The sequence below is a fragment of the Pseudomonas sp. BNK-44-b genome, from assembly GCF_047456245.1.
Classification (GTDB): domain Bacteria; phylum Pseudomonadota; class Gammaproteobacteria; order Pseudomonadales; family Pseudomonadaceae; genus Aquipseudomonas; species Aquipseudomonas machongensis.
Window position 1 is genome coordinate 2181962 of record NZ_CP179908.1, and the last position, 20108, is coordinate 2202069.

Here is a 20108-nt window from a genome sequence, read left to right on the forward strand (position 1 = left end):
GCACCAGGGAAAAACCTGTTTGCAGCACGGCATGTGCGGGCAGGAGGGCGTGTGCTCAGGAGGGCGCGCTTTGAAAAATTCAGAAACATCCGATATGTCACGACGGGCAAAACCATCAGCGTCTACCGTTTGTCGTAGCTAACCGTGCGCATGAAGCGCCCTGATGGAGATTACCCGTACATGGCAAGTCCGCCCGAACAACCTCGCAAGCCCACCATCAACCCACCGGTTTTCTGGATTTCCGCGGTCCTGCTGCTGATTCTGGTGCTGTACGCCAGCGTGTTCCAGGCCCATGCACAGGCGTTGTTCGCACATATCCAGGGCTGGATCATCGTCAATGTCAGCTGGTTCTACATTCTCGGTGTGGCGCTGATTCTCGGCACTGTGGTGTTTCTGGGCATCAGTCGCTACGGCGATATCAAGCTCGGCCCCGACCACAGCACCCCCGACTACAACAATGCCACCTGGTTCGCCATGCTGTTCTCCGCAGGCATGGGCATCGGCCTGATGTTCTTCGGTGTCGCGGAGCCTGTGATGCACTTCCTCAAGCCACCGCTGGGTGAGGGCGGCACGGTGCTGGCGGCGGGCGAGGCAATGCGTATCACCTTCTTCCACTGGGGGCTCCATGCCTGGGCGATCTACGCCATCGTCGCGTTGATCCTGGCCTATTTCAGCTATCGCCATGGCTTGCCGCTGACCCTGCGTTCGGCACTCTACCCGCTGATCGGCGAGCGCATCCACGGGCCACTGGGGCACGCGGTCGACATCTTTGCGATCATCGGCACGGTGTTCGGCGTCGCCACTTCGCTGGGCTTTGGCGTGTCGCAGATCAACACCGGGCTCAATGCCCTGTTTGGTGTGCCGGTATCCATTCCGGTGCAGATCGCGCTGATCATCGGTACTACGTTCCTGGCCACGTTGTCGGTGATGTCCGGGCTGGACAAGGGCATTCGGCGGTTGTCCGAGCTAAATCTGGGCCTGGCGGTGCTGCTGTTGCTGATGGTGATGCTGCTAGGGCCGACCGTGCTGATCCTGCAGACCTTCGTACAGAACACGGGTGGCTACCTGAGCGAGATCGTCAGTCGCACGCTCAACCTCTACGCCTATCAGCCCACCGACTGGATCGGCGGCTGGACCCTGTTCTACTGGGGCTGGTGGCTGGCCTGGTCGCCTTTTGTCGGGCTGTTCATCGCGCGCATCTCGCGCGGGCGCACCATCCGTGAATTCGTGACCGGGGTGCTGCTGGTGCCGACTGCGTTCACCCTGCTGTGGATGACGGTGTTCGGCAACACAGCGATCCACATGATCCTTGACGAGGGGTTGACCGACCTGGCCGCGGCGGTGGAGCAGGATACGTCGCTGGCGCTGTTCGCCTTCCTCGAGCATTTCCCCTTCGCCAGCATCATCAGCACCCTGGCGGTGATCATGGTGGTGGTGTTCTTCGTCACCTCGGCCGATACCGGCGCGATGGTGGTGGACATGCTGGCCTCCGGCGGCAAGGAAGGCACACCGATCCGCCAGAGGATCTTCTGGGCCTCAAGCATGGGTATCGTCGCCATCGCACTGCTGCTGGCCGACGGCCTCAAGGCGCTGCAGACCGCGACCATCGCCAGTGCGCTGCCGTTTACCCTGGCGTTGCTGCTGAGCATGCGCGGGCTGCTCAAGGCGCTCAAGCTCGACGCCACCAAGCGTGACCTGCGCTACCAGGCGCTGGCGATCTCGCCAACCGCTTCGCGTGCTGCGGGCAACTGGCAGCGACGTCTGCGCACCCTGGCGATGTTCCCGCGTCGTTCACATGTGCAGCGCTTCATCGCTGACGTAGCGCTGCCGGCCTGCCAATCGGTGGCCGAGGAGTGGCGTCGCCAGGGTTATGAATGCAGTGTCGAGGAAGGCGAGGCTGGCCGAGTGACGCTCAAGGTCGGGCCGAGCGATGAGGTGTTCGTCTACGAGATTCGCCCACGCGCCTATGCCATGCCCAGCTTCGTCCTGAGCGATGCCGCCGGGGAGGAGCGCAAGTACTTCCGTGCCGAAGTGCACTTGCGTGAGGGCGGGCAGGACCACGATGTGATGGGTTGGTCGAAGGACGAAGTGATCGGCGACATTCTCGATCACTTCGAACGGCACCTGCACTTCCTGCACCTGGTGCGTTGACGCGTACCTGTGGGAGCGGGTTTACCCGCGAAAAGGCCATCACGATGGCCGGTTTCGCGGGTAGAGCCGTTACCGCAGGTCTGCCGCCGAGTGCCGCTCCGGCACCTGGCTTTGCTCGTCACCCCAGGTGCGGTTGACCCGGGTGCCGCGCTGCACGGCCGGGCGCTGGGCGATTTCTTCGGCCCAGCGCTGTACGTGCGGATATTCGTCCACCGCCAGGAATTCGGCCGCGCCGTACAGGTTGCCGCGCACCAGCTGCCCGTACCACGGCCATACGGCGATGTCGGCGATGCTGTACTCGTCCCCACCCAGGTAACGGCTCACCGCCAGGCGTCGCTCGAGCACGTCGAGCTGACGCTTGGCTTCCATGGTGAAGCGGTTGATGGCGTACTCGATCTTTTCCGGCGCATACACGTAGAAGTGGCCGAAACCACCGCCCAGGTAAGGCGCCGAGCCCATCTGCCAGAACAGCCAGTTCAGGCTTTCGACGCGGGCGGCTGGGTCTTTCGGCAGGAAGGCACCGAACTTTTCCGCCAGGTGCAGCAGGATCGAACCGGACTCGAACACCCGCACCGGCGGCTCGACGCTGCGGTCGAGCAGGGCCGGGATCTTGGAGTTCGGATTGACCTCGACGAAGCCGCTGGAGAACTGGTCGCCATCACCAATGCGGATCAGCCAGGCGTCGTATTCAGCGCCGCTGTGCCCCAGGGCCAGCAGCTCTTCGAGCAGGACCGTGACCTTGACGCCGTTGGGCGTGGCCAGCGAATAGAGTTGCAGGGGATGCTTGCCGACGGGCAGGTCCTTGTCGTGGGTGGGGCCGGCGATCGGGCGGTTGATGCTGGCGAACTGGCCGCCGGCTGCGGCGTCGTTCTTCCAGACCTTCGGTGGGACGTAGGGGCTGTTGCTCATCCGATGAAATCTCCTGATGGTCTTCGATCCCATTGCGATCGCCTGATGCGATCAGGGTGCGATGGGTCAAGACTAGGGCAGGAGAAGTGGTCAAGGGAAGTGAAGTATTGCGCAGGGGTTATAACCGATGCGCGGCTGCCAGGGGCTTGCAGACGCGCAGCGGTCTGCATCAGGCCACGGGGATCAAGGGGTCGGCTGCGGCTAGGGCGGCCGCGCGTTCGGCCGCTGGTGGGTAGATCCAGATGCTGTTGATCTGGCTCTTGAGTGCCTTGGCCTCGTGCTTGTCTTCCGGCGGGCTGACCTTGCGGTCCCAGCCTTCGGTGTATACCGCGCCCCACGCACCGAGGTCCAGGCAGGTCACGTACTTGGGCTGGCTGTAGGTCATCGGCGCCACGCCGATCAACTCGGCGGCGGCGTTGTTGCCGGCGTAGCGACCCAGCGGGATGGCGTGCTGGCACGACATCACCGCGAAATTGCCCACCTCGTCGCAGGCGGCATAGGCGACGTCACCTGCCGCGTAGACCGCCGCATTGCCCTTGACCTTGAGGGTGCCGTCCACGTGCAGACGGCCCTGACGGTCGTGCTCGCCGCTGACCTGTGCGGTAAGTGGGTTGGCCACGAAGCCGACGGTCCAGATCACGGTATTGGCATCGATGCGCTGCCCGTCGTCCAGCGTGACGCCGGCGGCGTCCACTGCGGTTACTGATGCGCCGCAGATCCACTCCACGCCCAACGCTTGCGATGCCTGGACGATTGCCGGGCTGATGCCGTCGCCCAGCGCAGCACCGATCCGTGCACCGCGATCGACCACCACCACACGATGCTTCACCGGGTCGCCGAGGATCTTGCGCAGCCGCGCGGGGAGTTCAGTGGCCGTCTCGATACCGGTAAAACCGCCCCCGGCAACCACCACGGTATTGCGCGCCGGTGTATCGGGTTGGGCCGGCAACGACTTGAGATGCTCTTCCAGGCGTGTGGCGCTGTCGATCTTGTCGACATCGAATACCCGCTCGATGCCCGCAAGCGCCGGACGATTGAGGATGCTGCCGCACGCCATGATCAGCCGGTCGTAGGCCAGGGTCGCCTCGCTGCCATCTGCGCTGCGATAGCCGACGCGTTGACCTGCCTCGTCGATGTGGTGGGCCGTACCTTGTACGAAGCGCACGTTTACTGCGTCAAACAGCGCCTGCAACGGTGCAGCCATCTGGTGAACGTCAGGCTCGTAGAAGCGTGGGCGGATGTGCAGCTCGGCCTGTGGTGCGAGCACCGTGATCTGGACGTCGTCGCGTCCGTGCAGGTCGAGCTGGCGCGCAGCGCCCAGGGCGCTCCAGAGGCCGGCAAAGCCTGCGCCGAGGATCAGGATCTGTTTCATCGTTGTGCTCCTGGAAAATTCCGGATACCGCAAATTATGGGTGTTGTCGGAAACGGGCATGGCATGCGATGACGCAGGAAGGGTCGCTCGAACGGCTGGCGGCGCAGTGCGGTTCGCCTGACTGGCCGAAGTCGATGATGAGGCTTGCTGGCGTTGCACGGCCGTGGCCCGACAGGCGTAGCCGCAAGGCTCGATCTGTCACGGCGATGCTACGTGCGCTGGCGGGGCGGCCCTAGGTCAAAGATCCCTGGATTTCGGCCAGTGGCACGCTACGGGCGAAACGGGCGCGATAGTCGCGTGGGCTGACCTGCAGGTGGCGCTGAAAAGCCAGGCGCAGGCGTTCTTCGTTACCGAAGCCGCACAGGCGGGCGATCTGCTCGATACGCTGCGCGGAGGTCTCCAGCAGGCGGCGCGCGGCTTCCACGCGAAACAGCTCGAGGGTCTTGGCCGGGGTGCGACCGGTCTTTTGCTTGTACACCCGGGTGAAGTTGCGCAGGCTCATGTTCGCCTGGTCCGCCAAGCGCTCCACGCTCAGGCGCGGGTCGCCCAGGTTGTCGTTGATCCATAGGTGCAAGGCTTCGAAGGCGGCGCTGTCTTCACCCTGGACCTTGAGCAGTTGGCTGAACTGGGTCTGGCCGCCGGGCCGCTTGAGGAACACCACCAGTTCCCGTGCCACCTGCATGGCGACCTCCCGGCCACAGTCGGCCTCGACCAAGGCCAGTGCCAGGTCGATGCCGGCGCTGACGCCGGCCGAGGTCCACAAATGCTCCTGCTCGACGAAGATCGACTCGGCATCGACCTGTACCTCAGGGAACAGCCGCTGCAGGTCGTCGCACATCGCCCAATGGGTGGCGGCACGACGCCCCTGCAGTAATCCGGCCGCGGCAAGCAGGAAGGTGCCGCTGCACACCGATGCCGTGCGTCGTGCCTTGTGGCTGGCGTGTCGCAGGGCTTCGATCAACTCGCCCTGGTCGGGCAGCAGCCCGATCATCTGCGGAGCACCGGGCACCACCAGCGTATCCAGGGCCTGATCGAGCAGGACTTGCAGGCATTCGCTGGCCACCGCCAGGCCCTCGGCTGTGGTGATCAGCCCGCCGCCAAGACTTGCCGTACGCACTTCATAGCCTGGCAGCCCTCGTTCGTTGCGGGCCTTGCTCGCCGCCCAGAACACGGTCTGTGCGCCCGTCAGGTCAAGCAGGCCCATTTGCGGGTAGGCGAGGAACAGCACCCGACGCGGCAGGTCGTGGCAGACGTGGGGGGTATCCGGGAAGCTGGCGGGATGGGTCATGAGCATGTCGACGCTGGAAGGACGTCTACATGGTACTGCACCGCGGGCGAGGCCGCGGTGCCGAGCTGCCGGGTGGCGTACCTTACAGGTCCAGCACCAGCCGTGCGCTGCGCGCGCGCGACACGCACAGCATCATGGTCTGCTGCGAGGCTTTTTCCTCATCGCTCAGGTACTGGTCGAAATGTTCGGCTTCGCCTTCGAGAATGGCCGTCTCGCAGGTGCCGCACGCACCTTCGCGGCACAGGCACTCGACCTTGGCCGCCTTGGACTTCTCGATGGCCTGGAGGATGGTCATGCCTTGCTCGACTTCAAGTTCGGTGCCCGAGCGCGCCAGCACCACGGTGAAAGCGCTGCCGGCGGCAGGGGCGGCAGCGGCGAACTGCTCCCAGTGCACGCGTGACTCGGCGATCCCGGCCGCTGCGGCACTGGCGATCACTGCGTCGATCAGCGGCTTGGGGCCGCAGACATAAAGGTGCGCATCATCGGGCAGGTTGGCGCAGAGGGCGGCCAGGTCAAGCTTGCGCTCGAGGCTGTCGATGTAGAACCGTGTGCTGTGCGCATGCGGGCCATTTTCCAGGTCGGCCTGGAAGGCGCCGTGCTCGGGGGCGCGGAAGGCGTAGTGCAATTCATAGGGCGTCGCGCCGCCTTCGAGTTCGTGCAGCTGCGCCAGGAACGGGGTAATGCCGATGCCGCCGGCGATCAACACATGGCGACCGGCCTCCGGCTCCAGGGCGAACAGGTTGTTGGGGCTGGAGATGGTCAGCTCGCTGCCCACCTCCACCTGGTGATGCATGAACGCCGAGCCGCCCTTGGACTGCTCCTCGAGGCGCACGCCGATCTGGTAGCTGGACAGTTCGCGCGGATCGCTCATCAGTGAGTAGGCATTGCTGAACTGGCGCCCGTCGGCACCTTGCATCTGCACGATGACGTGGCTGCCACCGGTGAAGGCCGGCAGGGCGGCGCCGTCGGCGCGGGCCAGGGTGAAGCGCTTGATCAGCGGGGTGGCTTGCTCCACGCCGGTGACCTTTACCTTGAACATCTCGTATTGCTTGGCCATGGCGTACCTCGACAGCAAAGCCCCGCGCCAGGCCCTGGCGCGGGACGAACTTCAGGGAAATCAGTCGTCCAGGTGGGCGACGGCGATAAGGTTGTGGAAGTGGGCAATACCGTGCTCGCTGACACCGCTGCGCTGCTGGTCGACCATGATCCGGCCCTGGCCACGGTAGCCGCGGGACTTCAGGCCCTTCTGCACGCTTTCCACCAGGCGCAAGTCTTCTGGGCGGAACACTTCGCGGTACCAGTCGATGAGTTTTTGCTGCTCTTCGCTGATGTCCTTGTTGAGGAAGTAGATGTCGTAGTGTTGCAGGGTGGTTTCGGCATCGACCGGGAACTCGTAGATCACGGTCATGAAGTCGGCTCCTGGCGGGACGTTGAACATGGTGCACGGCCAGGCCCAGAAGCCGGCGAAGGACGGATCCTTGACCGATTCGTCGAACGTGAACGACTGCTCCGAGGGCGTCGCCACCCCGTACTGCAGGGTCCAGTTGCCGTGCAGGCTATGGCTGTACTGGCCGACGTCGACCGACGCGGAGAAACCAGGATGGGCCGGGGCGCAGTGGTAGCACTCCAGGTAGTTGTCGACGATGGATTTCCAGTTGGCCGGGGTGTCGCTGACGAAGCGCGCCGCCAGGTGCAGGTCGTCGATCACCGGGCAGGCCGCGCGCATGCGCTGCTGCAGGCCTGGAAGCTGGCCTTCGACGGAGCCTGCATCGTTGTCCATGTTGATGAAGATGAAGCCTGCGTACTCTTCAACGCGCAGCTGCACCAGGGTGGAGTTCTGCTTGTCGAAGTTGACCACGTTCTCGCAGTTGCGCGCATGGGCCAGTTCGCCGTCGAGCTTGAAGGTCCAGGCGTGGTAGGGGCAGGTGATGACGTTCTTGGCCTTGCCGCTGCCTTCGAGCAACTGATGGCCGCGGTGCGGGCAGACGTTATAGAAGGCACGCAGTACATCGTCGCGGCCGCGCACGACGATGATGCTTTCGCCGATCACTTCGCGGGTGATGTAGGCATTCTTCTCGGCAACCTCGCTACCGTGGCCGACACAGATCCAGCTGCGGGCAAAGATCGCTTCCTTTTCGTGCTCGAACACCGAGGCCTTGGTATAGAAGTTGGCCGGGAGGGTATAGGCCTCTTCAGGGTTGGTGCAGAAGTCGGCGGGCAGGCGTTTGAAATCGTTCATGGCTGTCTCTCGGTTTTATTTTGGTTAACGCGTATCTGTCAGTTAACAATCAGGGCAAAAAAATTTTCGATCCCGTGTCGAGCATCTTCGTAGGAGCGGGCTTGCCCGCGAAGGGCCCGCCCACTCACCACATACTCACCGGCGATCAGTGAACCGTCGCCGCGCTGCGCGGTGCTTTCGCGGGCGCTTGCTCACCGGCCAGGCGTGCCGCTTCTTCCTCGATGCGGTAGGCCGGCATGTCGCCGTAGTCCGCGGCAAGCCATTTGAAGAATCCGTAGATCTTCACCAGCAGGATCACCATGAACGGTATCGCGGTCAGGACCACTGCGGTCTTCATGGTCGACAGCGAGGCCTTGGCGAACAGCATGGCCAGCGGTACCAGGGTCAGCACTACACACCAGAACAGGCGCAGGGTCGGGCTTGGATCATCGCCTTCACGAAGGTTGCGGGTGCTGGTCGCGGCCACGGCATAGGCGGCGGCGTCCATGTGCGAGGCACAGAACACGGCCATGATGAACAGGTATGCCGCCAGGAACAGCGTGCCCCACGGCAACGCCAGCAGCAGGTCGGTTACCGCTGCTTCGCCGCCCAGTTCACTGAGCATCTTCGGCACGTCGATCTGACCGTTGATGAACTGGTGCATGCTGTAGCTTTCCAGCGCGCCGAAGAAGAACCAGCAACCGAAGCTGCCGCCCATCAGCAGGGCGAACACCACTTCCTTGATCTGCCGGCCGCGCGATACACGGGCGACGAACATGGCAACGCCTGGGGCATAGGATACCCACCACAGCCAATAGAACACTGTCCAGTTGCGGGTGAAGGCGCCGTCGCCGGCCGGGTCGGTGAACAGGCTCATGTGCACGTAGTGCTGGAACATCAGGCCGACGGCGTTGGCCGTGTTGTTGATGGTGAACTGGGTCGGGCCGACCAGCAGCACCACGCCGGCGAACACCAGGGCGCCGATGCAGACCATCTTCGACAGGCGCTGCAGGCCGCCATCGATACCGATGTAGGAGCTGAGCGAGAACAGCAGCGCCACCGCGCCGATCACCAGCAGTTGCACGGTGAAAGTGTTGGGGGTGCCGGCCAGGTCCGACAGGCCGCGGGTCAGGGTCGAGGCGGTCAATGCCAGCGACACGGTCAGCGCGCCCATCATGGTCAGCAGGAAGATCAGGTCCACTGCGCGGCCAACGGGGCCGGTGGCCTTGAAGCCGGTCACCGCTTCGATGATCGAGGCCAGGTTCAGGCCGGTCTTCTTGCGTACGTGGAAGTGGTAGGCCAGGGCCAGCGATGCCAAGGCGTAGATCGACCAGGCGCTGATGCCCCAGTGGAAGAACGAGTAGCTGACGCTGTATTCCAGGGCCTGGGCGGACATCGGTGCGATGTTCAGGCCGGGTGTCTGGTAGTAGTAGGCCCATTCCATCACGCCCCAGTACAGGGTCGAGGACCCCATGCCAGCGCAGATGAACATGAACACCCAGGTGGTGGTGGCATATTCGGGTTTGCCACTGCCCAGGCGGATGTTGCCGTACTTGCTGAAGGCGATGTACAGCACCGCGAGGGTGCTGGCGAACACCAGCACCTGAACGCTGGTGCCGAAGGTACGGGTGGACAGTTCGAACAGCTGGTTGGCCATGCCTTCTGCCTGAACAGGGAAGGCTGCGAGGCCGATCACGGTGAGCAGTACAGCAAGCAGGCTCATGGCAATCAGGAACACGTCGATCTTTTTGTTATCGGGGGACATCAATTGTCTCCTGGAGCTTTTCTTGTAGTAGGAGTCAGGCGTTGGGGAAGTCCGTATCGGTGAGGCTTTTTTACTCTGTTAACCACTGATTAACACAAATCCATTGGTTAACGAAAAGTGTGCATGGATTTGTCGAGGGCCGCAAGAGGATCGTCGGACAATCCTGATGGCGGGTTTTGTGGCGATGTGGTCAAAGCGCGGCTGGTGCAGTTCCGGTGAGCGCGCGAAGCCCGCTCTATCCCTATGAGAGCGGCGACCCGCCGCTCTCACGGATATCCATACTGCTGGTCAGGCGCCGAGCAGTTCGGCGATGGCATTGCCGACCTCCTGGGTGGAACGGCTGCCGCCCATGTCGCGGGTGGTGTCGCCGTTGGCGATCACGGTCTCGATGGCCTTGAGGATGTCGTCGTGGGCGGCCTGGTAGCGCGCGTCGTCGCCGTCCTTGCCGAGGAACTCGAGCATCAGCGCGCCGGACCAGATCATCGCGATCGGGTTGGCGATGTTCTTGCCGTAGATGTCTGGCGCCGACCCATGTACCGGCTCGAACAGCGACGGGAACTTGCGTTCGGGGTTGAGGTTGGCCGAGGGCGCGATGCCGATGGTGCCAGCGCACGCCGGACCCAGGTCGGAGAGGATGTCGCCGAACAGGTTGGAGGCCACCACCACGTCGAAACGTTCTGGCTGCAGCACGAAGCGTGCGCAGAGAATGTCGATGTGCTGCTTGTCCCAGCTGATCTCGGGGTAGTGCGCGGCCATCGCGGCGGTGCGCTCGTCCCAGTAGGGCATGCTCACGGCCATGCCGTTGGACTTGGTCGCCGAAGTCACGTGCTTGCGCTCGCGGGTCTGGGCGACTTCGAACGCGTACTTGAGGATGCGGTCGACGCCGCGGCGTGTGAACACCGACTCCTGCAACACGAATTCGTTGTCGGTGCCTTCGAACATGCGTCCGCCGAGCGAGGAGTACTCACCCTCGGTGTTCTCGCGGATCACCACGAAGTCGATATCACCCGGCTGCTTGTTGGCCAGTGGGCAGGGCACGCCAGGGAACAGGCGCACGGGTCTGATGTTGACGTACTGATCGAAGTCGCGGCGGAACTTGAGCAGCGAACCCCACAGCGAGATGTGGTCGGGAACCTTGTCTGGCCAGCCGACGGCACCGAAGAACAGCGCATCGAAGCCCTTGAGCTGTTCGAACCAGTCATCGGGCATCATCTTGCCGTGGGCCAGGTAGTAGTCGCAGCTGGCCCATTCGAAGAACTCGAATTGCAGGTCCAGGCCGTGCTTGCGTGCCGCGGCCTCGACCACGCGGATGCCTTCGGGGAGGACTTCGTTGCCGATGCCGTCACCCGGGATGGCGGCGATTTTGAAGGTCTTGGTCATGACGTGCATCTCGTGTGTGGGAACAGATGTGGCTCATGCTATAAGGAGGCGATTCAGAGATAATCCATCCATTCATTTATTCTTAGTGTACGTATCGTGAATAATCTGCCGAACCTCGACGACCTCGATATCTTCCTGCACGTGGCCCGTCGTGCCAGCTTTGCTGCAGTGGCGGACGAGCGCGGCATGTCGCCGGCGTTCGTCAGCAAGCGTATCCGGCTGCTCGAAGAAAGCCTGGGCGTACGCCTGCTGCATCGCACCACGCGACGGGTGACGGTGAGCGAGGAGGGCGAACGGGTCTATCAGTGGGCACAACAGATCTTCAATGCGCTCCAGGGCATGGACGACGATCTCAACGCCGGCCAGCGCGAGCCTGCCGGGCAACTGCGCATCGCCAGCAGCCTGGGGCTGGGGCGACGTTTCGTGGCACCAGCACTGTCGGAGCTAGCGGCGCGCTATCCGCGCCTGGACATCCGTCTGGACGTGCACGATCGGCTGGTGGACCTGATCGCCGAAGGTGTCGACCTGGACATTCGCGTGGGCAACGTCATCGCACCGCACCTGATTGCCAAGCCTCTGGCGCGCAATCGCCGGGTGCTCTGCGCGGCGCCGGCCTACCTGGCCCGGCACGGTACACCGCGCACCTTGGCGGAGCTGGCCAGCCACGACTGCCTGGTGATCAAGGAACGCGATCATCCGTTCGGTCTGTGGCACCTGGAGGGCCCCAGTGGCGAAGAAAGCGTGCGGGTGACCGGGCCGCTGTCGAGCAACCATGGCGAGGTGGCGCACCAGTGGTGCCTGGATGGGCGCGGAATCCTGCTGCGCTCGTGGTGGGATGTGCACGACAACCTGGTCGATGGCCGGTTGGTACAGGTACTGGAGGATTACCAGCAGGCGGCGGACATCTGGGCGGTGTACACCGCGCCCCTGGCCGGATCGGCCAAGGTGCGGGTGGCGGTGGAGTTCTTCCGGCAGTACTTTGCCGAACGGTATCGGTTGCCGGGGTGACTTCGGTCTCTGCCCTCGACGGCCATCGGCCCTGCAGGAGTGGCCTCATGTCGCGAAAGGGCTGCGCAGCAGCCCCTGATACTCCGTGTATCTGCACAGATCCTGGACCCGCTACGCGGCACCTTTCCGGACACAAGCAGCGATTAGGCGCTCCGACTTGCCGCGAGACGACCGCTGCAAAACCGCTCAACCCTTGCGCAAACAGCTGACTGTTGCGCAACCCTGGGCCGCAACTGTGCTGGTCGCTGTCGACGGAATACCCTTATGCTGTAACGAAATATGTCTAGTAAAGCCTGAGAGAAGGAACACCGAAATGCCAGTCAAGGACCTGCTGATCGCTCTGGTGGTGATCATTGCCTGGGGCGTCAACTTCGTGGTCATCAAGGTCGGGCTCGACGGCCTTCCGCCCATGCTGCTCGGTGCCTTGCGTTTCATGCTGGTGGCGTTTCCGGCAATCCTCTTCATCAAGCGTCCGAACCTGCCCTGGCGTTGGCTGATTGCCTATGGCGCGACCATCTCGCTGGGGCAGTTCGCCTTCCTGTTCCAGGCCATGTACAGCGGCATGCCCCCGGGTCTGGCTTCGCTGGTGCTGCAGTCGCAGGCGTTCTTCACCCTGGGTTTCGCCGCGCTGTTTCTGGGCGAGCGCTTGCGCCCGGCCAGTGTACTCGGATTGCTGGTGGCGGCCGGCGGCCTTGCGGTGATCGGCAGCGAAGACAGCAGCCATGTGCCATTTGTGGCGCTGCTGTTGACCCTGTGCGCCGGCGCCATGTGGGGCATGGGCAATATCATTACCCGTCGCTTTGGCTCGGTGGATCTGGTGGCCTTGGTGATCTGGGGCGGGTTGATTCCGCCGCTGCCGTTCCTGGCGCTGTCGTGGTGGTTGGAGGGGCCGGAGCGCATCGGCCATGCGCTGGCCAACATCGGCATGAGTTCGGTGCTGGCGCTGCTCTACCTGGCGCTGGTCGCCACCATGCTCGGCTACAGCCTGTGGAGCAAATTGCTCTCGCGTCACCCGGCCGGCAAGGTCGCGCCATTTTCGCTGCTGGTGCCGGTGATCGGCCTGAGCTCCTCGGCCTGGCTGCTCGACGAGCGCCTCAGCGCCGCGCAGGGTTGGGGGGCGCTGCTGGTGATGCTGGGGCTGCTGATCAATGTCTTCGGGCCTCGCCTGAGCCAGCGCCTGCGAGCTGCCAGCGCGCACTAGCGTTGTTCAGTGCAAGGCTCTGTTAGGATCTGGGGTTTCCCAGAACCACGGAGCCGCGCCCATGATCATTTCCACTACCAGCCAGCTCGAAGGTCGCCCGATCGCCGAGTACCTCGGCGTGGTCAGCGCCGAATCGGTGCAGGGCGTCAATTTCGTGCGCGATTTCTTCGCACGCTGGCGCGACTTCTTCGGCGGTCGCTCGCAAACCCTGGAAAGCGCATTGCGCCAGGCGCGCGAGCAGGCCACCGAGGAACTGCTGGAGCGGGCACGTCGCTTGCAGGCCGATGCAGTGGTTGGCGTGGACTTCGAAATCAGCATGCCGTCCGTGCAGGGCGGAATGGTCGTGGTGTTCGCCACCGGCACGGCTGTGCGCCTTAGATAGCGGCCAGGTGCCATTGGTCGGGCAAAGGACTTTCGTCCGAGTGGTCTGCAAATGACCGACTAGTCTCATTTCTACGGACCGTGTTTCTCTGGGCAAGCAGGTTGCTTGCCGACGCGGACGCCTTTGGAGGGAGACAGGGCATGAGCGAGTCCTATATCGAAGACCTGAACGACGCATTCCCGATCAATAACCAGGTGCGTTGCGGCCAGACGGCCTTTCACCTGGGTTTTGCCAACATGACCCTCGACGAATCCGAGCAGCTTCAGCCGGCCCACTTGCAGCGCAGCAAGAAAGGGCGTTTCACGCCACGGGTGCCAGTCAAGAAGTCATCCTGACGCCTCATTGATCCCATTGCGGGAGACCGCGCCAGGCATGAAAAAGCCCGGCCTTGCGGGCCGGGCTCAAGTAGCGGTGTACAACTCAGTTGAGTGGGTCGATCACCTTGACGGCCTGCTGCTCACGGGCAGCGGGCCATTCTTGTTGCAGGGTCATGAGCACGCGTTCGACGAACTGAGTGTCAGCGGCGGCCTTCTTGCCGACGTAGCCCTGGCCACGGCGGTAGACCTTGAAACGGGCGCACATGCTGTCGGGCATATGCAGGTCGGATTCGTCTTCGACGGTGTTGGCCGGCAGGCGGTCGAGGCGGACCTCGCCGGTCTGGCTGACCCACAGCAGGTGGTCGTCGAGGCTGTCCTTGCGCGCGGCGAACAGCTGGGCCAATTGGTCGATCGTAGGATTGTTGTTCAAGTTCATCATAAAGCCCCCATTACCCATTCGTTGGTGATTTTCACAGTTGGCGCCACAGCGGTGTAGCGCTCTACCAAGGCTGCTACAGCAGCATCGCAACAGGGGCTTTCTCACGCTGCCTTTTGGACAGTTTCCCTCTCCACGAACGGCCTGCGTTACCGCGCAGGCCGTCTGGAATACCCTTGCCACCGCTCCCGATCAGGGAGACGGCCTCATCATGCACAAGGCTGGGGAAGGGCGTCAATGGTTTTGTAGTGAAAATTTTTTCTCACTACATCTTGTCGGACAATCCTGCTTTTTCAGGGGAATAGCGTGTACTTGAGGTTATTGCTTTCAAGGAGTTCGCAGGTGATTGTGTGAGGGCGGGTAGGTGCTTGCCGGGAGGTTTTTAGCGCCTATGAGATCGAGCGCCGCCCGCGCGGCGCTTCGCGGGCAAGCCCGCTCCCACAGTTTGTTTCGGGCCAATGAGTCCTGTGGCATTTTCGCGCGACCCCTTTGGCGCACGGCGCGATATCGAGTCGTACACACCAGGCGGTCGCGCGCCTGTGGCACAGGCATAACTGGCCCGAAACAAACTGTGGGAGCGGGCTTGCCCGCGAAGCGCCGCGCGGGCGGCGCTCGATCTCATAGGCGCAGAAAATCTTTCGGCGAACCCTCCCAGCCTCTACGCAACCACCTTGAAAGGCATGCCACTCACGGCGCTACGACAGACACGATCGCGTGGGCCGCACGAACCCGTTCATCGTTGGGGTAATTGCGATTGGCGAGCAGCGCGATCGCGATTCCCTTGGCAGGCACAAAGGCGACGTAGGCGCCGAACCCGGTGGTGGCACCGGTCTTGTTGTACCAGTACCCAGGAGCGTCCGGCTGCGCCGGCTGCAGGCGTTTGGTGGCCTGTGCCTCACGGATCATCTGCACACCGTTGCCCTTGACCAGAGTGTCGAGTGCGACCGGATAGGGGTAGCGTTCCCAGCCCAGGCCCTGGGTCATGTCGCCCACCTGGAAGTAGCCGCCGTGGGTGATGGCGATCGCCTTGGCCATATCGGCCGACAATCCCTGCGGGTCGAGCTGCGCGCGCAGGTAGGCGAGCATATCGGTGGCGCTGGTCTTGATGCCGTAGGCTTCGTCGGCGAAGGCCCCCGGGCTGACGCGAATCGGGCGCTCATTGGCGTCGTAGCCCTGGGCGTAGTGGCTGCGCTCTGCTGCCGGGACCTGCAGGTAGGTGTGCTTCAGACCCAGGCCTGGGAGCAGGTCCTGGCGCATCAGTTCGGCAAACGGGCGTTTCTGCGCCTGCGCTGCGAGGTTACCGAACAGTCCCAGGCTCGGATTGGAATAGCAACGGCGGGTGCCGCGCTCGGTTTTCTGTTGCCACTGCTGGAGGAACACCAGCGCCTGCGCGTCGTTGCTCACCTCGTCGGGAAACTGCAACGGCAGGCAGTCAGCACTATAGGCGCCCAGTTCCAGAACGCTCGCCGAGCCCAGCGCGGACTTTTCCAGTGCCGGTTGGTAGCGGCTGGCCGGGGCATCGAGGTCGAGCTTGCCTCGGGCGCTGGCCAGTGCGACGAGGGTGGCGGTGTAGGTCTTGCTCACCGAGCCGACTTCGAACAGCGTGTCGCGGGTCACGGGGCGATTGTCGGCCTTGTCGGCCACGCCGTAGTTGAAGTAGTGCGCCTGGCCATTGGCGTAGACCGCCACGGCCATGCCGGGAATGCGTTGTGCCTGCATCAGTGGCTGGACGATGGCGTCGACCTGGTGTTGCAGGTCGTCGGCCAGCGCCGGGGTTGCGGTCATCGCCAGGGCCAGGGTGAGCAGGGCGGGGCGGAGGTTGTACATCGGTAGGTTTCCTTGCCTGGAAGAGGGCCAATGTCCGTTCAGCGACACTGGCGGGGGTTCCGGCGTTAGCGCCGAGAGAGCGCAGACCTTATCGTCAGGCCTTGCACCATGACAAGACGGACACTTCATGAAGTACCTGCGCATGCTTTTCGATAAATTCACCCTGACCCTGCTCTCGGTGGTCCTGCTGGCGACCTTGCTGCCCTGTTCGGGTGACGGCGCGGTGGCCTTCGGCTGGCTGACCAACCTGGCGATTGGCCTGTTGTTCTTCCTGCACGGCGCCAAGCTGTCACGCGAGGCGATCATCGCCGGTGCCGGCCACTGGCGCCTGCACATCCTGGTGTTCTCCTGCACCTTCGTACTCTTTCCATTGCTGGGCCTGGCGTTCAAGCCACTGTTCGTGCCGCTGGTGGGCAACGAGCTGTACCTGGGCCTGCTCTACCTGTGCGCCTTGCCTGCGACCGTGCAGTCGGCCATCGCCTTCACCTCGCTGGCACGCGGCAACGTCCCGGCAGCGATCTGCAGTGCGGCGGCCTCCAGCCTGCTGGGCATCTTCCTCACGCCACTGCTGGTGATGCTGTTGCTGGGTGCTGACGGCGATACCGGTTCGGGGCTCGATGCGGTACTTAAGATCACCCTGCAACTGCTGGTGCCCTTCGTGGCGGGACAGATCGCCCGTCGCTGGATCGGCGCCTGGGTCAAGAAGAATGCACGCTGGCTGAAGATCGTCGACCAGGGTTCGATCCTGCTGGTGGTCTATACCGCGTTCAGTGAAGCGGTCGTGACGGGCTTGTGGAATACCGTCTCGCCGCAGCACCTGCTGGGTCTGTTCGTCGCCTGCGGCGTGTTGCTGGCGGTGGTGCTGCTCGGTACCCGCTTGCTGGGGCGCGTGCTGGGCTTCAGCGTCGAAGACCGCATCACCATCCTGTTTGCCGGCTCGAAGAAGAGCCTGGCCACCGGGGTGCCGATGGCTCAGGTATTGTTCGTGGGGAGCGGGATCGGCGCGATGATCCTGCCGCTGATGCTGTTCCACCAGATCCAGCTGATGGTGTGTGCGGTGCTGGCGCAGCGCTACGCAGCGCGGGAAGTGGTGGGCGAGGAAGCTTCGGCGGCGTCCTGACGCAGAGGGTGGTGTGAGCGGGACGCGAAGCGCGTACCGTTCACACCAACGCTCGCTCTATCCCGCCCGCCACCAGGCTCTCCATCAGCCCGACGCCTTGCAGCTCGGGCACGCCACGCGCTTGCAGCACGCCCGGCAGCTGGTTCAGCAAGCTGCCCAGCACGTGCCCGGCCGCTGCCAGCACCTCGCCGCCATGGCGCGCCTTGGGCGCGACCAATTGCAACAACCCGGTTTCGTAGTCGTGGCGCAGCTCGCCCAGGCGTGCCTGCTGAGCCTCGCTCAGGCAGCAGAAATCCCGCTCTGCCAGACGAAACTGCAAGGGCCGCTCACTGTGCAACTGCCAGTGCGCGGCAATCAGGCCAGGCAATGCCGGCTTGCCTCTGGCCAGCGCGCGGCGGCCTTGGTCGAGCGTGGCCAGCAGTTCTTCGTACAGCTCCTCGATCAGGTCGAACAACAGGTCCTGCTTGCTCGGGAAATGGTGGTACAGCGAGCCCGCCGTCAGCCCGACATGCGCGGCCAGTTCGCGCATGCTGACCTGGCCGAAGCCTTTTTCGGCGAACAGCGCCATGGCCCTGTCGCGGCGTTCCTCGAAATTGGCGCAGCGCAGGGCAGCGGTGACCGGCATGACGCGCGCTCCTCAGTAGGTGAAGAAACCACGGCCGCTCTTGCGCCCGAGGTAGCCGGCGGCAACCATCTCCTTGAGCAGCGGTGCAGGGCGGTACTTGCTGTCGTTGAAGCCCTCGTGGAAGGCCTCCATGATCGCCAGCAGGGTGTCCAGGCCGATCAGGTCGGCCAGTGCCAGCGGGCCGATCGGTTGGTTGCAGCCCAGACGCATGCCCGTGTCGATATCCTCGGCGCTGGCCAGGCCCTCCTGACGCACGAAGATCGCTTCATTGATCATCGGCACCAGGATGCGGTTGACCACGAAGCCGGGGCGGTTGCCCGCAGTGATCGGTGTCTTGCCCAACTTCTCTGTGACCAGCAGCGCCTGGGCGTAGGTCGTGTCGCTGGTCTGAAGGCCACGGATGACCTCGACCAGGGCCATCATCGGCACTGGGTTGAAGAAGTGCACACCGATGAACCGCTCAGGGTGCTCGATGCTGGCGGCCAGCTGAGTGACCGACAGCGATGAGGTATTGGTGGCGATCAGGCACTGTGCAGCGACACTGGCGGCCACCTGCTGGAGGATGCGCTGCTTGAGCGCCAGGTTTTCGGTCGCGGCCTCGATCACCAGTTGCGCGCTCGACAGCTGCGCGTAGTCGGTACTGGTGCGGATGCGCGTCCGGGCGGCTTCGGCCGTGTCCGCCTCGAGGGTACCCTTGCTGACCTGGCGTTCCAGGTTCTTGCTCAGTGTGGCGACACCGCGCTCAAGCGCTGCGTCACTGACATCGATGAGCAACACCTGGAAGCCGGCTATCGCGCACACCTGGGCGATGCCGTTGCCCATGGTACCGGCGCCGATCACGGCGATCTGCTGGATGGTCATGTCAATGCTCCCGTCACACGCGCTCGAAGACCACGGCGATGCCTTGGCCGCCACCGATGCACATGGTCGCCAGCGCATAGCGCCCCTGAATGCGCTGCAATTCGTGGATGGCCTTGGTGGCGATGATCGCGCCAGTGGCGCCGACCGGGTGGCCGAGCGAGATGCCCGAACCATTGGGGTTGACCTTTTCCGGATCGAAGCCCAACGTCTGGGCCACAGCGCAGGCCTGGGCGGCGAAGGCTTCGTTGGATTCGATCACGTCCAGGTCCTTGACCGACAGGCCCGCCTTTTCAAGTACCTTGCGCGTGGCCGGGATCGGGCCCAGGCCCATCAGCTCAGGTTCGACACCGGCATGGGCGTAGGCCACCAGCCTTGCCAGCGGCTTGAGGCCAAGGCGGCGCACCGCATCGCCAGTCGCCAGGACCAGGCCGGCGGCGCCGTCGTTGATGCCGCTGGCATTGCCGGCGGTGACGCTGCCGTCTTTCTTGAAGGCGGTGCGCATGCCCGCCAACTGCTCGGCACTGACATCGCCGCGCACGTGCTCATCGATGGCGAACTGCATACTGCCTTTGCGGGTCTTCAGTTCGATCGGCACGATCTGGCTGTCGAAGCGACCTTCGGCGATGGCGCGGGCGGCGCGGCGCTGGCTGGTCAACGCCAGTTCGTCCTGCATTTCACGGGTGATGCCGTGCTTGGCGGCGACGTTCTCGGCGGTGATACCCATGTGGAAGCCTTCGAACGGATCCTGGAGGATGCCGACCATGTAGTCGATGCCCTGCAGGTCACCCATGCGTGCCCCCCAACGGGCTTGCGGCAGCAGGTAAGGGCCGCGGCTCATGGACTCGGCGCCAGCAGCCAGGGCAATGTCGGTATCGCCCAGCAGCAGGCCCTGGGCGGCGGATACGATCGCTTGCAGACCCGATCCGCACAGACGGTTGACGTTGAATGCCGGGGTTTCCTTGGGGATGCCGGCGTTCATCGCCGCCACTCGGCCCAGGTAGGCGTCGCGTGGTTCGGTCGGGATCACGTTGCCCATCACCACATGGCCGATCTGCTCGGCGGCCACGCCCGAGCGCTCGATGGCAGCGCGGGTCACGGCGGTGGCGAGGTCGGCCAGCGGCAGGTCCTTGAGTGAGCCACCAAAACCACCGATGGCCGAACGCACTGCACTGACGACATAGATTTCTGCGCTGCTCATATATAGCTCCGATTGCGAAGGCGTGGCGGGACGGTGCCGGGCTCTGCGAG

The 20108-nt window shown here is 63.8% G+C and carries 18 protein-coding genes; 6 read left to right on the forward strand and 12 right to left on the reverse strand.

The genetic code is table 11. The annotated features are described in order from the left end of the window. Nucleotides 1-180: 180 nt before the first annotated feature. Nucleotides 181-2151, forward strand: coding sequence for a BCCT family transporter (locus tag ACMGGG_RS09875; RefSeq protein WP_414155383.1), 1971 nt, complete (start codon nt 181-183; stop codon nt 2149-2151). 69 nt (nt 2152-2220) lie between these two features. Here the strand turns inward: ACMGGG_RS09875 and yghU are convergent, their stop codons facing one another. From yghU to ACMGGG_RS09910, 7 genes are all read right to left on the reverse strand, one after another. Next, on the reverse strand, nt 2221-3060 hold the full coding sequence (gene yghU / locus ACMGGG_RS09880; RefSeq protein ID WP_112898132.1) for a glutathione-dependent disulfide-bond oxidoreductase: 840 nt from the start codon (nt 3058-3060) through the stop codon (nt 2221-2223). A 169-nt stretch (nt 3061-3229) separates the two neighbouring features. Continuing rightward, entirely contained in the window at nt 3230-4432 is a 1203-nt protein-coding gene (locus ACMGGG_RS09885) for an NAD(P)/FAD-dependent oxidoreductase (RefSeq protein WP_414155384.1), read from the reverse strand. A gap of 232 nt (nt 4433-4664) precedes the next feature. After that, nucleotides 4665-5720, reverse strand: coding sequence for a GlxA family transcriptional regulator (locus ACMGGG_RS09890; protein ID WP_153774650.1), 1056 nt, complete (start codon nt 5718-5720; stop codon nt 4665-4667). An 82-nt stretch (nt 5721-5802) separates the two neighbouring features. Continuing rightward, nucleotides 5803-6777, reverse strand: a complete 975-nt coding sequence (locus ACMGGG_RS09895) for a PDR/VanB family oxidoreductase (RefSeq protein ID WP_414155385.1) — start codon at nt 6775-6777, stop codon at nt 5803-5805. Between the two features lie 60 nt (nt 6778-6837). Further along, nucleotides 6838-7959, reverse strand: a complete 1122-nt coding sequence (locus ACMGGG_RS09900) for an aromatic ring-hydroxylating oxygenase subunit alpha (protein ID WP_414155386.1) — start codon at nt 7957-7959, stop codon at nt 6838-6840. Nucleotides 7960-8104: 145 nt separating this feature from the next. Next, complete coding sequence (locus ACMGGG_RS09905) at nt 8105-9703, reverse strand: BCCT family transporter (protein ID WP_063544732.1); 1599 nt, start codon at nt 9701-9703, stop codon at nt 8105-8107. Between the two features lie 288 nt (nt 9704-9991). Further along, entirely contained in the window at nt 9992-11083 is a 1092-nt protein-coding gene (locus ACMGGG_RS09910) for a tartrate dehydrogenase (RefSeq protein ID WP_414155387.1), read from the reverse strand. A 96-nt stretch (nt 11084-11179) separates the two neighbouring features. Between ACMGGG_RS09910 and ACMGGG_RS09915 the strand changes: the two genes are divergently transcribed. The 4 genes from ACMGGG_RS09915 to ACMGGG_RS09930 all read left to right on the forward strand — a co-directional run bounded on the left by ACMGGG_RS09915 (nt 11180) and on the right by ACMGGG_RS09930 (nt 14009). Beyond that, nucleotides 11180-12091, forward strand: a complete 912-nt coding sequence (locus ACMGGG_RS09915; protein ID WP_153774647.1) for a LysR substrate-binding domain-containing protein — start codon at nt 11180-11182, stop codon at nt 12089-12091. A 313-nt stretch (nt 12092-12404) separates the two neighbouring features. Then, the gene (locus ACMGGG_RS09920; RefSeq protein ID WP_065862761.1) at nt 12405-13292 is read left to right on the forward strand and encodes an EamA family transporter; all 888 of its coding nucleotides are present in this window, start codon (nt 12405-12407) and stop codon (nt 13290-13292) included. Nucleotides 13293-13353: 61 nt separating this feature from the next. Next, nucleotides 13354-13674, forward strand: coding sequence for a YbjQ family protein (locus ACMGGG_RS09925; protein WP_063544738.1), 321 nt, complete (start codon nt 13354-13356; stop codon nt 13672-13674). 140 nt (nt 13675-13814) lie between these two features. Next, entirely contained in the window at nt 13815-14009 is a 195-nt protein-coding gene (locus tag ACMGGG_RS09930) for a hypothetical protein (protein WP_414155388.1), read from the forward strand. Nucleotides 14010-14094: 85 nt separating this feature from the next. Here ACMGGG_RS09930 and ACMGGG_RS09935 read toward each other — a convergent pair whose 3' ends face one another. Then, on the reverse strand, nt 14095-14430 hold the full coding sequence (locus ACMGGG_RS09935) for a hypothetical protein (RefSeq protein WP_054893774.1): 336 nt from the start codon (nt 14428-14430) through the stop codon (nt 14095-14097). A gap of 684 nt (nt 14431-15114) precedes the next feature. Further along, a complete protein-coding gene (ampC, locus tag ACMGGG_RS09940) occupies nt 15115-16254 on the reverse strand; it encodes a class C beta-lactamase (RefSeq protein WP_414155389.1) in 1140 nt (379 codons plus the stop codon). Between the two features lie 127 nt (nt 16255-16381). Here ampC and ACMGGG_RS09945 point away from each other — a divergent pair, with 127 nt between their 5' ends. Then, complete coding sequence (locus ACMGGG_RS09945; RefSeq protein WP_054895374.1) at nt 16382-17374, forward strand: bile acid:sodium symporter family protein; 993 nt, start codon at nt 16382-16384, stop codon at nt 17372-17374. A gap of 40 nt (nt 17375-17414) precedes the next feature. On the opposite strand, the gene ACMGGG_RS09950 is transcribed toward ACMGGG_RS09945, so the two are convergent. From ACMGGG_RS09950 to ACMGGG_RS09960, 3 genes are read right to left on the reverse strand one after another with little or no spacing between them, the layout of a single operon-like run. After that, nucleotides 17415-17999, reverse strand: coding sequence for a TetR/AcrR family transcriptional regulator (locus ACMGGG_RS09950; protein ID WP_063544744.1), 585 nt, complete (start codon nt 17997-17999; stop codon nt 17415-17417). A gap of 12 nt (nt 18000-18011) precedes the next feature. After that, nucleotides 18012-18860 (reverse strand): 3-hydroxybutyryl-CoA dehydrogenase, encoded by an 849-nt coding sequence (locus ACMGGG_RS09955; RefSeq protein ID WP_414155390.1) that lies wholly within the window; start codon nt 18858-18860, stop codon nt 18012-18014. A 13-nt stretch (nt 18861-18873) separates the two neighbouring features. Further along, nucleotides 18874-20058, reverse strand: coding sequence for an acetyl-CoA C-acyltransferase family protein (locus ACMGGG_RS09960; protein ID WP_414155391.1), 1185 nt, complete (start codon nt 20056-20058; stop codon nt 18874-18876). Between the last annotated feature and the right edge of the window lie 50 nt (nt 20059-20108).

Coding starts and splice junctions, on each gene's coding strand:
- ACMGGG_RS09875 (WP_414155383.1), top strand. CDS start 181: ATGGCAAGTCCGCCCGAACAACCTCGCAAGCCCACCATCAACCCACCG.
- yghU (WP_112898132.1), bottom strand. CDS start 3,060: ATGAGCAACAGCCCCTACGTCCCACCGAAGGTCTGGAAGAACGACGCC.
- ACMGGG_RS09885 (WP_414155384.1), bottom strand. CDS start 4,432: ATGAAACAGATCCTGATCCTCGGCGCAGGCTTTGCCGGCCTCTGGAGC.
- ACMGGG_RS09890 (WP_153774650.1), bottom strand. CDS start 5,720: ATGACCCATCCCGCCAGCTTCCCGGATACCCCCCACGTCTGCCACGAC.
- ACMGGG_RS09895 (WP_414155385.1), bottom strand. CDS start 6,777: ATGGCCAAGCAATACGAGATGTTCAAGGTAAAGGTCACCGGCGTGGAG.
- ACMGGG_RS09900 (WP_414155386.1), bottom strand. CDS start 7,959: ATGAACGATTTCAAACGCCTGCCCGCCGACTTCTGCACCAACCCTGAA.
- ACMGGG_RS09905 (WP_063544732.1), bottom strand. CDS start 9,703: ATGTCCCCCGATAACAAAAAGATCGACGTGTTCCTGATTGCCATGAGC.
- ACMGGG_RS09910 (WP_414155387.1), bottom strand. CDS start 11,083: ATGACCAAGACCTTCAAAATCGCCGCCATCCCGGGTGACGGCATCGGC.
- ACMGGG_RS09920 (WP_065862761.1), top strand. CDS start 12,405: ATGCCAGTCAAGGACCTGCTGATCGCTCTGGTGGTGATCATTGCCTGG.
- ACMGGG_RS09925 (WP_063544738.1), top strand. CDS start 13,354: ATGATCATTTCCACTACCAGCCAGCTCGAAGGTCGCCCGATCGCCGAG.
- ACMGGG_RS09930 (WP_414155388.1), top strand. CDS start 13,815: ATGAGCGAGTCCTATATCGAAGACCTGAACGACGCATTCCCGATCAAT.
- ACMGGG_RS09935 (WP_054893774.1), bottom strand. CDS start 14,430: ATGATGAACTTGAACAACAATCCTACGATCGACCAATTGGCCCAGCTG.
- ampC (WP_414155389.1), bottom strand. CDS start 16,254: ATGTACAACCTCCGCCCCGCCCTGCTCACCCTGGCCCTGGCGATGACC.
- ACMGGG_RS09945 (WP_054895374.1), top strand. CDS start 16,382: ATGAAGTACCTGCGCATGCTTTTCGATAAATTCACCCTGACCCTGCTC.
- ACMGGG_RS09950 (WP_063544744.1), bottom strand. CDS start 17,999: ATGCCGGTCACCGCTGCCCTGCGCTGCGCCAATTTCGAGGAACGCCGC.
- ACMGGG_RS09955 (WP_414155390.1), bottom strand. CDS start 18,860: ATGACCATCCAGCAGATCGCCGTGATCGGCGCCGGTACCATGGGCAAC.
- ACMGGG_RS09960 (WP_414155391.1), bottom strand. CDS start 20,058: ATGAGCAGCGCAGAAATCTATGTCGTCAGTGCAGTGCGTTCGGCCATC.